At 65.6% G+C, this 13914-nt stretch carries 12 protein-coding genes and 1 other RNA gene; 6 read left to right on the top strand and 7 right to left on the bottom strand.

Annotated features, from left to right (window positions below; genetic code table 11):
- Positions 1–149 precede the first annotated feature (149 nt).
- The 4 genes from fba to tkt form a co-directional block, all read right to left on the bottom strand.
- On the bottom strand, positions 150–1217 hold the full coding sequence (gene fba / locus XH79_RS17775; protein WP_212344844.1) for a class II fructose-bisphosphate aldolase: 1068 nt from the start codon (positions 1215–1217) through the stop codon (positions 150–152).
- Positions 1218–1269: 52 nt separating this feature from the next.
- Positions 1270–2466: a phosphoglycerate kinase gene (locus tag XH79_RS17770; RefSeq protein ID WP_271582448.1), complete on the bottom strand. Its 1197-nt coding sequence runs from the start codon at positions 2464–2466 to the stop codon at positions 1270–1272.
- Positions 2467–2610: 144 nt separating this feature from the next.
- Positions 2611–3618, bottom strand: a complete 1008-nt coding sequence (gene gap, locus XH79_RS17765; RefSeq protein WP_212344850.1) for a type I glyceraldehyde-3-phosphate dehydrogenase — start codon at positions 3616–3618, stop codon at positions 2611–2613.
- Between the two features lie 147 nt (positions 3619–3765).
- The gene (gene tkt / locus XH79_RS17760) at positions 3766–5751 is read right to left on the bottom strand and encodes a transketolase (protein WP_271582447.1); all 1986 of its coding nucleotides are present in this window, start codon (positions 5749–5751) and stop codon (positions 3766–3768) included.
- Positions 5752–6121: 370 nt separating this feature from the next.
- On the opposite strand from tkt, the gene XH79_RS17755 reads away from it, so the two are divergent.
- The 5 genes from XH79_RS17755 to XH79_RS17735 all read left to right on the top strand — a co-directional run bounded on the left by XH79_RS17755 (position 6122) and on the right by XH79_RS17735 (position 8853).
- Entirely contained in the window at positions 6122–6442 is a 321-nt protein-coding gene (locus XH79_RS17755; RefSeq protein ID WP_020608063.1) for a DUF4164 domain-containing protein, read from the top strand.
- Entirely contained in the window at positions 6439–6822 is a 384-nt protein-coding gene (locus tag XH79_RS17750; RefSeq protein ID WP_061025095.1) for a cell division protein ZapA, read from the top strand. The genes XH79_RS17755 and XH79_RS17750 overlap by 4 nt, the downstream gene beginning before the upstream one ends.
- A 275-nt stretch (positions 6823–7097) precedes the next feature.
- A non-coding RNA gene (ssrS, locus tag XH79_RS17745) (6S RNA) lies at positions 7098–7258 on the top strand.
- A 196-nt stretch (positions 7259–7454) separates the two neighbouring features.
- The gene (locus XH79_RS17740; RefSeq protein ID WP_271582446.1) at positions 7455–8051 is read left to right on the top strand and encodes a 5-formyltetrahydrofolate cyclo-ligase; all 597 of its coding nucleotides are present in this window, start codon (positions 7455–7457) and stop codon (positions 8049–8051) included.
- Positions 8029–8853 carry a TIGR00282 family metallophosphoesterase gene (locus XH79_RS17735; protein WP_271582445.1) on the top strand — a complete coding sequence of 275 codons (825 nt, stop codon included), beginning with the start codon at positions 8029–8031 and terminating at the stop codon, positions 8851–8853. The genes XH79_RS17740 and XH79_RS17735 overlap by 23 nt, the downstream gene beginning before the upstream one ends.
- A 413-nt stretch (positions 8854–9266) precedes the next feature.
- Here the strand turns inward: XH79_RS17735 and XH79_RS17730 are convergent, their stop codons facing one another.
- Genes XH79_RS17730 through XH79_RS17720 form a run of 3 tightly spaced genes read right to left on the bottom strand, consistent with a single transcriptional unit; the run spans position 9267 to position 13245 of the window.
- Positions 9267–10610, bottom strand: coding sequence for a c-type cytochrome (locus XH79_RS17730; RefSeq protein WP_271582444.1), 1344 nt, complete (start codon positions 10608–10610; stop codon positions 9267–9269).
- Positions 10607–12772, bottom strand: coding sequence for a xanthine dehydrogenase family protein molybdopterin-binding subunit (locus tag XH79_RS17725; RefSeq protein ID WP_271582443.1), 2166 nt, complete (start codon positions 12770–12772; stop codon positions 10607–10609). Before XH79_RS17725 ends, XH79_RS17730 begins: the two co-directional genes overlap by 4 nt.
- An 8-nt stretch (positions 12773–12780) precedes the next feature.
- On the bottom strand, positions 12781–13245 hold the full coding sequence (locus tag XH79_RS17720; RefSeq protein WP_212344866.1) for a (2Fe-2S)-binding protein: 465 nt from the start codon (positions 13243–13245) through the stop codon (positions 12781–12783).
- 226 nt (positions 13246–13471) lie between these two features.
- Between XH79_RS17720 and XH79_RS17715 the strand changes: the two genes are divergently transcribed.
- The gene (locus tag XH79_RS17715) at positions 13472–13675 is read left to right on the top strand and encodes a hypothetical protein (protein WP_271582442.1); all 204 of its coding nucleotides are present in this window, start codon (positions 13472–13474) and stop codon (positions 13673–13675) included.
- The last annotated feature ends 239 nt before the right edge of the window (positions 13676–13914 follow it).

The raw sequence follows: 13914 nt of genomic DNA, 5'->3' as shown, positions 1-13914 counted from the left end.
AGCGTAAAATCCGGGTGAGGGGGACTCTCCGCGAGTCCGTCTGCTACCGCCCCCGGGGAGACTCCTCCTCACCCTGACCCTCTCCCCGCAAGCGGGGCGAGGGGAAAGGATCGGCCGTGCCAGATAGGCTCAAAGCCACCACGCGATCGCTACGCGACGCGGGGATCGAGCTCGCCCTTGGCGTAGCGCTTGGCCATCTCGGCGGTGGTCAGCACCTTCTTGATCTTGGAGGCCTGGCCCGCCGTATTGAACTCCTGCAGGCGCTGCTTGCACAGCTTGGTCATCGCCTCCATCGCCGGCTTCAGGTACTTGCGCGGATCGAACTCTTCCGGATTGTCCTTCAGGACTTTGCGGATCTGGCCGGTCATCGCCATGCGGTTGTCGGTGTCGATGTTGATCTTGCGCACGCCGTGCTTGATGCCGCGCTGGATCTCGGCCACCGGCACGCCCCAGGTCGGCTTCATCTTGCCGCCATAGGCGTTGATGATGTCCTGCAGGTCCTGGGGCACCGAGGAGGAGCCGTGCATGACAAGGTGCGTGTTCGGCAGCTTGCGGTGGATCTCCTCGATCACGTTCATGGCGAGGATGTCGCCGTCGGGCTTGCGGGTGAACTTGTAGGCGCCATGCGAGGTGCCCATCGCGATCGCGAGTGCGTCGACCTTGGTCTCCTGCACGAACTTCACGGCCTCGTCCGGATTGGTCAACAGCTGGTCGTGGCTGAGCTTGCCCTCGGCGCCGTGGCCGTCTTCCTTGTCGCCCATGCCAGTTTCGAGCGAGCCGAGCACGCCGAGCTCACCCTCGACAGAGATGCCGCCGAGATGGGCCATGTCGGTCACGGTCTTGGTGACGCCGACATTGTAGCCCCAGTCGCCCGGCGTCTTGCCGTCGGCCTTGAGCGAGCCGTCCATCATCACCGAGGTGAAGCCGGCCTGGATCGCGGTCATGCAGGTCGCGGCCTCGTTGCCGTGGTCGAGATGCACGCAGACCGGGATGTGCGGATAGATCTCGGTGACCGCGTCCATCATGTGCTTGAGCATGATGTCGTTGGCGTAGGAGCGCGCACCGCGCGAGGCCTGGATGATGACGGGCGCGTCGACCTGGTTGGCCGCGTCCATGATCGCCAGCGCCTGCTCCATGTTGTTGATGTTGAAGGCCGGTACGCCGTAATCGTTCTCCGCAGCATGGTCGAGCAATTGACGCAACGTGATCCGAGCCATGTGTGTTTTTCTCCGTTTGGGCCTACAGGGCCGCTTGTTTCTTGCCGACGAATTACTTGGTGCGCAGGACTTCGACGCCGGGCAGGGGCTTGCCTTCCATCCATTCAAGAAATGCGCCACCGGCGGTCGAGACATAGGTGAAATCACCGGCCACATGGGCCTGGTTGAGGGCTGCAACCGTGTCGCCGCCGCCCGCGATCGAGATCAGCTTCTTGGCCTTCGTGCGTTCGGCGGCATGCTTGGCGGCCGCCATGGTGCCGCGGTCGAACGGCTGCAGCTCGAAGGCTCCCAGCGGGCCGTTCCAGACCAGGGTTGCCGCGTCGTCGATCGCAGCCTGGACGCGCACAACCGATTGCGGGCCGACGTCGAGGATCATGCCGTCGGCCGGGATCGCATCGAGGCCATAGGCGTGTGAGGGCGCGTTCGCCGCGAAATGATAGGCGACGGTGGCGTCCACCGGCAGGATGATCGCGCAGTTGGCGGCTTCCGCCTTCTCCATGATGCGCAGCGCGGTCGGCGCGAGGTCCTTCTCGGCCAGCGACTTGCCGACCGCGACGCCCTGGGCGTGCAGGAAGGTGTTGGCCATGCCGCCGCCGATCACCAGCGCGTCGACCTTGGTGACGAGGTTTTCGAGCAGGTCGATCTTGGTCGAGACCTTTGCGCCGCCGATGATGGCGATGACCGGCTTGGTCGGCGAGCCCAGCGCCTTCTCCAGCGCATCGAGCTCGGCCTGCATGGTGCGGCCGGCATAGGCCGGCAGCTTGTGGCCGAGGCCTTCGGTCGAGGCGTGCGCGCGGTGTGCGGCCGAGAACGCGTCGCTGACCCAGATGTCGCCGAGTTTTGCGAGCTCAGCGACGAAGGCGGGATCGTTCTTCTCTTCTTCTTTGTGGAAGCGGGTGTTCTCCAGGCACAGGATGTCGCCATCCCCAAGAGCTGCCACGGCGGTGGCCGCAGGCTCGCCGATGCAGTCATCGGCAAAGGCGACGGGCTTCTTCACGACCTTCGACAGCGCCTCGGCGACCGGCTTCAGCGAGTCCTTGGCATCGCGCCCCTTCGGGCGGCCGAAATGCGCGAGCAGGATGACCTTGCCGCCCTTGTCCGAGATTTCGGTGATGGTCGGCGCGACGCGCTCGAGCCGGGTCGCGTCGGTGACGCGCCCGTTGTCCATGGGCACGTTGAGGTCGACGCGCAGCAGCACGCGCTTGCCCTTCACGTCGACGTCGTCGAGGGTGCGGAATTTGTTCGCCATGGGACACTCTCTCTTGTCCCGGGCGCTGCGCTGGCCGCAAAGCGGTGCGCTGCAGAACCGGGACCTACGCGGGGGACATGGGTCCCGGCTCAGCGGCGCGCCGTGAAGACACGCTGCGCCGCGTCCGGGACACGAGAGTAACGCTCAGATCACCTTCGCCAGCGCGACGGCGGTGTCGGCCATGCGGTTCGAGAAGCCCCACTCGTTGTCGTACCAGGACATCACGCGCACCAGCGTGCCGTTCTGCACCTTGGTCTGGTCCTCGTGGAAGGTCGAGGAGTGCGGGTCATGGTTGAAGTCGATCGAGACGTTCGGCGCGCTGGTGTAGCCGAGGATGCCCTTGAGCTGCTGCTCGCTGGCACGCTTCATCGCCGCGTTGATTTCCTTCGCATCGGTCGCGCGCTTGGCGACGATCTTGAGGTCGACCACCGAGACGTTCGGGGTCGGCACGCGGATCGCGACGCCGTCGAGCTTGCCCTTCAGTTCCGGCAGCACGAGGCCGATCGCCTTGGCGGCGCCGGTCGAGGTCGGGATCATCGACATCGCAGCCGCGCGGCCGCGGTAGAGATCCTTGTGCAGCGTGTCCAGCGTCGGCTGGTCGCCGGTATAGGCGTGGATCGTGGTCATGAAGCCGGTCTCGATGCCGACGAGATCGTTCAGCACCTTGGCGACCGGCGCGAGGCAGTTGGTGGTGCAGCTTCCGTTGGAGACGACCAGATGATCCCTAGTCAGCGTGTCGTGGTTGACGCCGTAGACGATGGTGGCGTCGGCGCCGTCGGCGGGCGCGGAGACCAGCACGCGCTTGGCGCCGGCGGTCAGGTGCGCGGAGGCCTTGTCCTTCGAGGTGAAGATGCCGGTGCACTCGAGCGCGATGTCGACGCCGAGATCCTTCCAGGGCAGCTTCGAGGGATCGCGCTCGGCGGTCACCTTGATCTTGCCGCCGCCGAGGTTGATCGAGTCACCATCGACGGTCACGGTGCCGGGGAAGCGGCCATGGACGCTGTCGAAACGCAGCAGATGGGCATTGGTCTCGACCGGGCCGAGATCGTTGATGCCGACGACCTCGATGTCCTTGCGGCCTGACTCGGCGATGGCGCGCAGCACGTTGCGGCCGATGCGGCCAAAACCGTTGATTCCGACGCGGACTGCCATGTTTCGTCTCCTTCAATGCCGTTGTCGTCCCGCACAACGCGCTTCGCGCGCCTGCGTGGGTTTTTTAGGGCGGACGCCCGGTTCGGCCGGGCGGGGGCTTGATCATATGAGACGTTACGTAGTCCTTTTTTTTGACAAGCTCAACTCTCAGCTAACGCGCTTCAGCACAGCGTTAACCGCAGCCTCGGCGGTGATGCCGAAATGCTTGTAAAGCTCCTTCGCCGGACCGCTTTCGCCGAACGAATGCATGCCGATGAATTCGCCATCCTGGCCGATCACGGCATCCCAGCCCCAGCGTACTGCGGCCTCGATTGCGATCTTCACCGGCGCATTGCCGATGATGGCGGCGCGCTTGGCTTCTGGTTGCGCTAACAAAAGCTCGAGCGAGGGCACCGACACCACCCGTGACGCGATGCCGCGTTCGGCGAGCTGCTTCTGCGCGGCAACGGCGATCTCGACCTCGGAGCCCGACGCGAACAGAGACACCTTGGCTTCGCCCTGCGCCGGAACCAGTTCATAGGCGCCGGCCGCGCATGGATTGTCGTTCGGTGCGGTGGTGCGGAGCTGCGGCAGGTTCTGCCGCGTCAGCGCCAGCACGGTCGGACCGTCGACGCGGTTGAGCGCCAGTTCCCAGCACTCGGCCACCTCGATGGAATCGCAGGGGCGGAACACGCGCATGTTGGGCATGGCGCGAAGCGCGGCGAGATGCTCGACCGGCTGATGGGTCGGGCCGTCTTCGCCGAGGCCGATGGAGTCGTGCGTCATCACGTAGACGACGCCGGCGCCCATCAGCGCGGCAAGGCGCATCGCAGGACGCGCATAATCGGTGAAGACGAGGAAGGTCGCGCCGTTCGGCGCAAAGCCGCCGTGCAGGAAGATGCCGTTCATCGCGGCGGCCATGCCGTGCTCGCGGATGCCGTAATGGATGAAGCGGCCCTTCGGCGTCTTGGCGGAGAAGGCGGTCGCCGACTTCGCCTTGTTGTTGTTGGAGCCGGTGAGATCGGCCGAGCCCGCCAAAAATTCCATCGGCATTGCGGCTGCGATCGCCTCGATCGCCGCTTCCGACGATTTGCGCGTGGCGGCAACGAGCGGCTTCTCCAGCAGCTCCTTCTTGTGCGCGCGCAGCGCCTTTGCCAGCGAGGCCGGACGCTCATGGCGCAGGCGGCGCTCGAACTCGGCGCGCTTGCGGCTGCCGAGCTCACCGAGCCGTGCTTCCCATTCCTGACGCGCCGTAGCGCCGCGGCTGCCGGCCGCGCGCCAGGCCTTCAGCACGTCGTCGGCGACCGCGAACGGCTCGAGCGAGATGCCGAGATTTTCTTTTGCCGCCTTGAGCTCGTCGACGCCGAGCGCCTCGCCGTGCACCTTCGAGGTGCCGGCCTTGTTCGGCGCGCCGAAGCCGATGGTGGTGCGGCAGGCGATCAGCGTCGGCTTGTTGGATTTTTTCGCGCGGGTGATCGCAGCGGCGATCGCGGCCTGATCCTGGCCGTCGATCTTCTCGGCGGCCCAGCCGGCGGACTTGAAGCGCTTCACCTGGTCGACGGAATCGGCGAGCGAGGTCGGGCCGTCGATCGAGATGCCGTTGTCGTCATAGAGCACGATCAGCTTGGCGAGCTTCCAGTGCCCGGCCATCGCGATCGCTTCCTGCGAGACGCCTTCCATCAGGTCGCCGTCGGAAGCGAGCACATAGGTGTGGTGGTCGACGATCTTCTTGCCGAACTCGGCGGCGAGCATCTTCTCGGCGAGCGCCATGCCGACCGCGGTCGAGATGCCCTGGCCGAGCGGGCCGGTCGTGGTCTCGATGCCCTTGGTGCGGAAATTCTCGGGATGTCCGGGGGTCAGCGAATCGACCTGCCGGAACTGCTTGATCTGGTCCAGCGTCATCTCGGCATTGCCGGTCAGATACAGCAGCGAATAGAGCATCATCGAGCCGTGGCCGGCCGACAGCACGAAGCGGTCGCGGTCCGGCCAGGCGGGTGCGGTGGCGTCGAATTTCAGGAACTGCGTGAACAGCACCGTGGCGATGTCGGCGGCGCCCATCGGCAGGCCGGGATGACCCGATTTCGCCTTCTCGACAGCGTCCATCGAAAGGCCGCGGATGGCGTTGGCCATACGGGTGTGGTCGACCTGCGTCATGTCTGAAATCCGTCTGAAATGAGGCGCTTGGCGTGCACGCCCGCGCGGGGAGGGAGCCTTTCGGCTGCTGGAGGTCGGGGCTGGGATAGCACCTCAGTTCCGGGAGTCCAAGGCAATCAAACGCCCGTTTGACCGTAAAAGTTGCCTCTGTGGAGCCCGGTTTTCCCCCGGGATTGCACCGGGAGGAATTGACGGATCCGGACGATGCCTTCCGATCTATCGGTGCACAATTTCGGGGCGGCGTTGCGCTTGGCTAGCTTGCCACGTAAATTTCTGCTTCTAACCGCTTGCCGAACCGAGTCTTTTGCCGGGCGGCAAGCTCCAGGGAAAGGCCACTGGGCAAAGGCCGCCAGGTTCCGCCGCTGACTGCATGAACGATCGCGTGTCCAACAGCTCTGCCATGACGGAGTCGTCCGCCGTCGAGATCGAGATCGCGACCCGCAGACTCATGGCGGCGCTCGATGCGCTCGAAAGCGCGGTCGAGCGGCGGCGCGATGCTGATCGCGACGAGAACGAGCTTGCGGCGCGAATCCAGGCCTTGGGTGCGGACCGCTCGCGGCTTGCCGACGAGCTCGACGGCGCGCTGGTGAAGGCGCGCAAGCTCGAGCGCACCAATCGCGAGATCTCCGACCGGCTGGATTCCGCGATCGTCACGATACGCTCGGTGCTCGATACCGGAGAGGATGGATGAGCCACATCAACGTCACCATCAACGGCCGGCAATACCGCATGGCCTGCGAGGAGGGCCAGGAGGTGCGGCTGCTCAAGCTCGCCGAAACCCTGGAGACGCGCATTCAGTCGCTGCGCGGAAAATTCGGCGAGATCGGCGATGCGCGGCTCACCGTGATGGCTGCGCTGACCGTCTGCGACGAGCTGATCGACACCAGCAACCGTGTCCGCACCCTCGAGCAGGAATTGACCGAGCTCCGGGATTTCCGCAATGCCGCGGTCGAGCGCGCCCGCATGACCCAGACCGCGGTGGTGAACGCCCTGAACGCCGCCGCCGAGCGCATCGAGAAGTCGACCCAGGTCCTGAACCGGACCGTCGGCAACGGGATCGCGATCGGGTAGGGACTGCGGATCGCATTTGGTTTTCTCGATGTGTCCGAGCCTTACCCTCCCCTGGAGGGGGAGGGTCGCAACGCATGGAGCGCAGCGGAATGCGATGCGGGGTGGGGTGATCTCTCCACTCGGGCGCTGTCCGTGTGGAGAGATCACCCCACCCCGCTCGCGCTACGCGCGATCGACCCTCCCCCTCCAGGGGAGGGTGGGCACACCGTGAGGGCCGCGAAAGCGACGCGCTCGCCGGGCTGGCGATTCGTCAGTATCGTTGTTACATTGCGCGGGCGAGGCTGCGACGTGCGTCAGGAGCCATATATCCCCGGGGCCTTATCGATCCTTTAGGGAACTGTCCCTGGCCGGGCCCGTGGGCCCGGACATATGGTGCCCACCTACTTTCGTAGGGAACTCCGGGATCGAGTGCTTCAACGGCGTACGCGGCTTCGCACTGTTTTCTTCTGGTTCGTGCCTGTCGAATTGCGTCCCCGACACGCTTGCGGTTCAATTGAGGCTCGGTGTCATGCCGCGGCGTCGAGGTTCTTGCACTGGCGTTTCTGCAATATCGGATCGCTCGCCTGGTGCGCGATTGCGCACGAGGCGGGTGATGGCGGCGGAGCAGGGCTCCGCTTCGGGGGAAAACGCGCATGTCAAATACGAAAGCCGAACTCCGTGCCAAGGCCCTCGCCAAGCGCGATGCGCTGAGCGAAAAGAAGCGCACGGCAGCGGCCGCAAAGCTCGCCAAGCGCGGACTGCCGTTCGAGCTGCTGCCGGGCAGCATCGTCTCCGGCTATTCGCCGATCCGCAGCGAGATCGATCCGATGCCGCTGTTGAAGACGCTTGCGGAGCATGGCGCCAGGCTGGCGCTGCCTTGCGTCACCGCGCGCGGCCAGTCGCTGATCTTCCGTATCTTCCATCCGAACGACCGCCTGATGCTCGGCCCGCTCGGCATTCCCGAGCCGTCGCCTGCAGCCGCGGAAGTCATCCCCGACATCATGCTGACGCCGCTCGCCGCCTTCGACCGCCTCGGCCATCGCATCGGCTATGGCGCGGGGCATTACGATTTCACCTTCGCGCATTTGCGCAAGACCAAGCACATCGTCGGTATCGGCCTTGCGTTTGCAGCGCAGGAGATCGAGGCGGTTCCGGCACTATCCCACGACGTGGCGCTGGATTATGTGCTAACGGAATCGGACGTGTTCGATTTCCGGAGTTCTGAAGTTGCGCATTCTCTTCGTGGGTGACGTCGTCGGCCGTAGCGGGCGCGAGGCCGTCGCCGAATATCTGCCCGGCATGGTCAAGGACTGGTCGCTCGATTTCGTCGTGGTCAACGGCGAGAATTCAGCCGGAGGCTTCGGCATCACGGAAGCGATCTACCAGGAGTTTATCGAGGCCGGCGCCGATGCGGTGACGCTCGGCAATCACTCTTGGGACCAGCGTGAAGCCCTGGTGTTCATCGAGCGCGCCGACCGCCTGGTGCGTCCGGCGAACTATCCGCGCGGCACGCCCGGCCGCGGCGCCGCTCTGGTCGAGACCAAGAACGGCAAGCACGCCCTCGTCGTCAACGCACTTGGCCGCGTCTTCATGACCCCGTTCGACGATCCCTTCGCCGCGCTCGAGCGCGAGCTCGGCGCCTGCCCGCTCGGCGTTGCCGCGGATGCCATCGTCGTCGATTTCCATTGCGAGGCAACCAGCGAGAAACAGGGCATCGGCTTCTTCTGCGACGGCCGCGCCAGCCTCGTCGTCGGCACCCATACGCATGTGCCGACCGCCGACCACCAGATCCTCTCGGGCGGCACCGCCTACATGACCGATGCCGGCATGACCGGCGACTACGACTCCATCATCGGCATGCAGAAGGAAGAGCCGCTGCGCCGGTTCACATCAGGGATTCCGTCGAGCCGCTTCGAGCCGGCCGCGGGCGCCGCGACGCTCAGCGGCGTCGCCGTGGAGACGGACGACGCAACGGGCCTCGCGCTGAAGATCGCACCGGTGCGCGTCGGCGGCCGGCTGGAGCCGGCGACGCCGAAGTTCTGGTTGAGTTAGCTCGCGCGGCGAACACCACTGCCACCCTCCCCTGGAGGGGGAGGGTCGATCGCGCGCAGCGCGAGCGGGGTGGGGTGATCTCTCAACACGGGCAGTATCGTAGGGTGGGCAAAGGCGCACTTGCGCCGTGCCCACGATCTCTCTCCATCTTCAACAGTGCGTGGGCACGCTTCGCTTTGCCCACCCTACGATACTGGTTGAGCTAACGACGGCGGCGCGTCAAATTCAGTGTCGTCCCCGCGAACGCGGGGACCCATAACCCAAGGGAGTAGTGTGGGGCACAGCTCCCACTCCGAGTCTTCGCCAAACCACTCCCTGTGGGTATGGGTCCCGGATCTGCGCTTCGCTTCGCTGCGCTAGTCCGGGACGACGGCGGAGATTGACGTGCGATCACTCGTCAATCTCGCCTTACGCTACTCCGCCGTCTGCCCCCGCAGCTCCGCCACGTCCTTCGCCGTCAGCTTCGAGCCCTTCGCACCGAACCGCGCCGTGACGTAGTTCGCCACCGCCGCGATCTCGTCGTCGGTATAGGCATTGCCGAACGCGGGCATCGACAGCGCGCCATCCGGCGTATGCCGCTTGGTGCCCGAGATCACGATCTGCGCGACGTTGGTGGCGGCGGGGTCGTTGACGGCCCAGGTGCCGGTCAGCGTTGCCATCGGCGAGACCGGGCTCTCGCCGCTCCAGCCATGGCAGCTGGCGCAGGCACTGGCGAACACTTTTTTGCCGCGCGCGTCCGCCGTGACGCCGTCGCGATGCGAGGCGGGGGCGACGGGTGCCGTGGTGGCGGGCAGGTCGGGCGAGGGCTGCGGCGGCACGCTGCGCAGGTAGGCAACGATGCTGCTGATGTCTTCGGGCGCGAACTGGCTAAAACTGTGATCGACCGCTTCACCCATTGGCCCCGAGGCCGAGCCATGCCCCGGTGCATGGCCGAGTGACAGGTACGAGATCAGATCCTGGTCGCTCCAGTTGCCGAGACCAGTGGCCTTATCCGAGGAGATGTTGAAGGCGCGCCAGCCCGCGGTGATCGCGCCGGCGAATTTCTTGCGGTTGTCGAGCGCGAAGCCGAGATTGCGCGGCGTGTGGCACTCGCCGCAATGCGCCAGCGCCTCCGCAAGATACGCACCTCTGTTCCACTCCGGGCTCTTCGAGGTATCCGGCGTGAAGCGCGTGTCCGGATTGAACACCGCCGACCAGACCATCATCGCCCAGCGCTGGTTGAACGGGAACGACAGCGTGTTATCAGGCGCCTTGGCCCGCACCGCCGGCTGGCTGAACAGATAGGCCTTCACCGCCAGCACGTCCTCGTCCGTCATGAAGGTGTAGGACGCGTAGGGCATCGCCGGATAGAGCCGCGCGCCGTCACGGCGCTGGCCGTGCTGGACCGCGTTCAGAAAATCCTGGTCGCTGTAATTGCCGATGCCGGTGTCCTTGTCCGGCGTGATGTTGGTCGAATAGAGCGTGCCGAACGGCAGCTTGAAGGCGAGGCCGCCGGAATAGTCCTTCTCGCCCGGCTTGGTGTGGCAGACCATGCAGTCGGCGGCCTTGGCGAGATACTCACCGCGCTCGACCAGGCTCGCTTTCTCCAGCCTGGCCGGTACGCCCGTGGGCTTGCCGGCGCGATAGTCCGCCAGCGCCACCTTGCTGCCGCCGGCAAAGTCGAGCGGGCCGGGCCCGCGGATGATCCAGACTCCGAGCGCCACCGCGACGATGGCGATCACAATGAGGCTCGTGAGGATACGCATCCTGCCGCTCATGCCTTCTTCCCCGCAGCCAGCAGTTTCCGATCGATTGGCAGGCGCCGCAGCGCCACGCCTGTTGCCGCGTAAATCGCGTTACGCAGCGCCGGCGGTCCGGCATTGACGCCGGCCTCGCCGATGCCGCCGGGGGCCTCGCCGCTCTTCACGACGATCACCTCGATCTTCGGCGTCTCGTTGATGCGCATCATGCGGTAGTCGTGGAAGTTCGACTGCTGCACGCGGCCCTTGTCGATGGTGATCTCGCCATAGAGTGCGGCGGTGAGGCCGAAGATCAGGCCGCCCTCGATCTGCGCCTTCACCGTATCAGGGTTGACCGCGATGCCGGTGTCGACCACCGAGGTGATCCGGCGGAGCACGATCTCGCCGATGTCGTCGATCTCGGCCTCGACCACCGTCGCGATGAAGCTGGCGAATGACGGCTGCACGCAGACGCCACGGCCGACGCGTGCGGGCAGGGGCTGGCCCCAGCCGGATTTCTCCGCGACCTGATTGAGCACCGCGAGCATGCGCGGGTTCTTGGTCAGCATGGACTTGCGGAACTCGATCGGGTCCTTGCCGGCCTTGCGCGCGAGCTCGTCCATCGCGCATTCGACCGCGAACACGTTGTTGTTGGGGCCGACGCCGCGCCAGAAGCCCGTCGGCACCGCCGGCGGCTCGGCGCGGACATATTCGACGTGGAAGTTGGCGAAGTCGTAGGGCGCATCGACCGCGGCATCGATTGCGTCGATGTCGATGCCCTTCTGGAACGCCGGCGGCAGCCAGCGTGCCAGCACGGCGGAGCCGGCGACCTTGTACTTCCAGCCCGCGATCTTGCCGTCGACCAGCGACGCCGTGATCTGGTCGCGATAGACCGGACGATAGACGTCGTGCTGGATGTCCTCCTCGCGGGTCCACACCACCTTCACGGGGTAGTCGACCTGTTTTGCGATCTTCACCGCCGCGATCACCATGTCGGGCTCGAGCTTGCGGCCGAAACCGCCGCCGAGCAGATGGTTGTTGACGATCACCTTGTCGACCGGCAGGCCCGCGGCCTTCGCCGCCTCCGACTGCACGCGCGTCATGATCTGCGTGCCGGTCCAGATCTCGCAGGCATCCGGCCTGACGTGGACGGTAGCGTTGATCGGCTCCATCGACGCATGCGCCAGAAACGGCAGCTCGTAAGCCGCCTCGAACCTGTCGCCGCTGGCCAGCGCCTTGGCGATGTCACCGTCCGACTTGGCGATCGCGCCGTCCTTCTGGCTGGCCTTGCGCAGATCGTCCCAGATGTCTTTCGTGGTGATCTCCGCGTTCGGTCCCTCGTTCCACTCGATCTTGAGCGCTTCGAGGCCCTTCTTGGCCGCCCACATGTGATCGCCGATCACGGCGACCATGTCGTCGAGCACCACGACCTTGCGCACGCCGGGGAGTTTTAACGCGGCGCTGTCGTCGACCTTGCCGACCTTGCCGCCGAACACGGGGCAGGCGGCCACGGTCGCGAACTTCATGCCGGGCAGGATCGCATCGATGCCGTAGACGGCCTTGCCGTTGACCTTGTCAGGCGTGTCGAGCCGCTTCAGCGGCTGGCCGATGATGACGAAGTCCTTGGGGTCCTTCAGCGCGACATCCTTCGGCGGCGTCTGGCCTTGCGCGGCGAGCGCCAGCGCGCCGTAAGCGAGCTTGCGGCTGCTCGCGGCATGCGCGACCTCGCCCTTCGTTGCCGTGCAGCTGGCGGGCTCGACGCCCCATTGGGCGGCTGCGGCCTGCACCAGCATCGCGCGCGCGGTGGCGCCGGCCTTGCGCAGCGGCAGCCACCAGGCGCGGATCGAGTTGGAGTTGCCGGTGACCTGCAGGCCGAAGGTCGGGTTGCCGTAGAGCTTGTCGTTGGGCGGGGCGTGCTGGACCTCGACCTTGCTCCAGTCGGCATCGAGCTCTTCGGCGAGCACGGCGGAGATCGAGGTGTAGGTGCCCTGGCCCATCTCGACCTGCGGCATCATCAGCACGGTGCGGCCGGTCTCGTCGATGCGGATGAAGGCGTTGGGCGCGAACTTGCCGTCGGTCACGTCGCGTTGCGCCGGCTCGTTGGCGGCGGCGCGCAGCGGCAGATGGAAGGCGAGCAGGAAGCCGGTGGCGAGACCGCCGGTGAGAAGCGCGCGGCGGGAGAGGTTGTTGTGTGCATTCATGGCGGACCTCACGACTGCCGGCCGTTGGCCGCGTGCTTGATCGCCTCGCGGATGCGCACATAGGTGCCGCAGCGGCAGATGTTGCCGGCCATCGCGGCATCGATGTCGGCATCGTCAGGGTTGGGCGTTGCCGCCAGCAGCGCCGCGGCCGCCATGATCTGGCCGGACTGGCAATAGCCGCACTGGATCACTTCGGCCTCGAGCCAGGCCTTCTGCACCTTCGCGCCCGCAGGCGTGCTGCCGACATGCTCGATGGTGGTCACAGTGCGGTTCGCGACGGCACTGACCGGCAGCACGCAGGAGCGTACCGCCTTGCCGTCGACATGCACCGTGCAGGCGCCGCATTGGGCGATGCCGCAGCCGAACTTGGTGCCGGTCATGCCGAGGATGTCGCGCAGCACCCACAGCAAGGGCATTTCAGGTGGCGCGTCGAACGATTTCGTTTCGCCGTTGATGGTGAGAGTTGTTGCCATGTGCATCCCCTTGCTCGACGAGCGCTTGCGGCGTCGGCGATTTGCGCGCGACCATAATCATATCGATGCGCAACGATGAAGCTTCCAAATTCGCAGCAATGCATATTTGCGCGCTTAGCGCGTCAGACCATGACGTTCACGAATTTGTGCGGCGATCGCTGCAACGGTTATGAGCTAAGTGATATGATAATCGTCATGTTTTGACGCATTTTCGTCGCGAGCGTCGATGGTCGCCGCAGACGATCGTGCGAAAGCGCAAAGCCGTGCAATGACGAAAGTCGTGCGATTGGAAAAGTCGGACGGCGAGCACGGTCGTTCGACGGATCAATCGCAATGGCCGATTTGCCGGATAGCCGACGTGCGCGATGATGACATCATGCTCCTGTTTTGCCCGACGGAGCAACGGACTCGCAAGGCGCGTGCAGTTTGATGAGTCGAAGTCCGATCTGGCTCGGCTGACGGCATGGCACAACTCTCTCCGTTCCCTCCCCCCTTGCGGGGGAGGGGCAGGGAGAGGGGTGCCACACGGGGACTCGTTCCGTCGCGCATTCGCCCTTGGTGCGTCATCAACAACGGGCACCTGTTGCTGGGCTACCCCTCTCCCTAGCCCTCCCCCGCAAGGGGGGAGGGAACGCACCTCCGTCGGGGCGCTAGCTGAGTCTCTTCATC

It is taken from the genome of Bradyrhizobium sp. CCBAU 45389 (assembly GCF_028128625.1).
Classification (GTDB): Bacteria; Pseudomonadota; Alphaproteobacteria; order Rhizobiales; family Xanthobacteraceae; genus Bradyrhizobium; species Bradyrhizobium liaoningense_B.
Note: the sequence above shows the minus strand (reverse complement) of the source record. Positions and strands in the feature narration are given on the sequence as shown.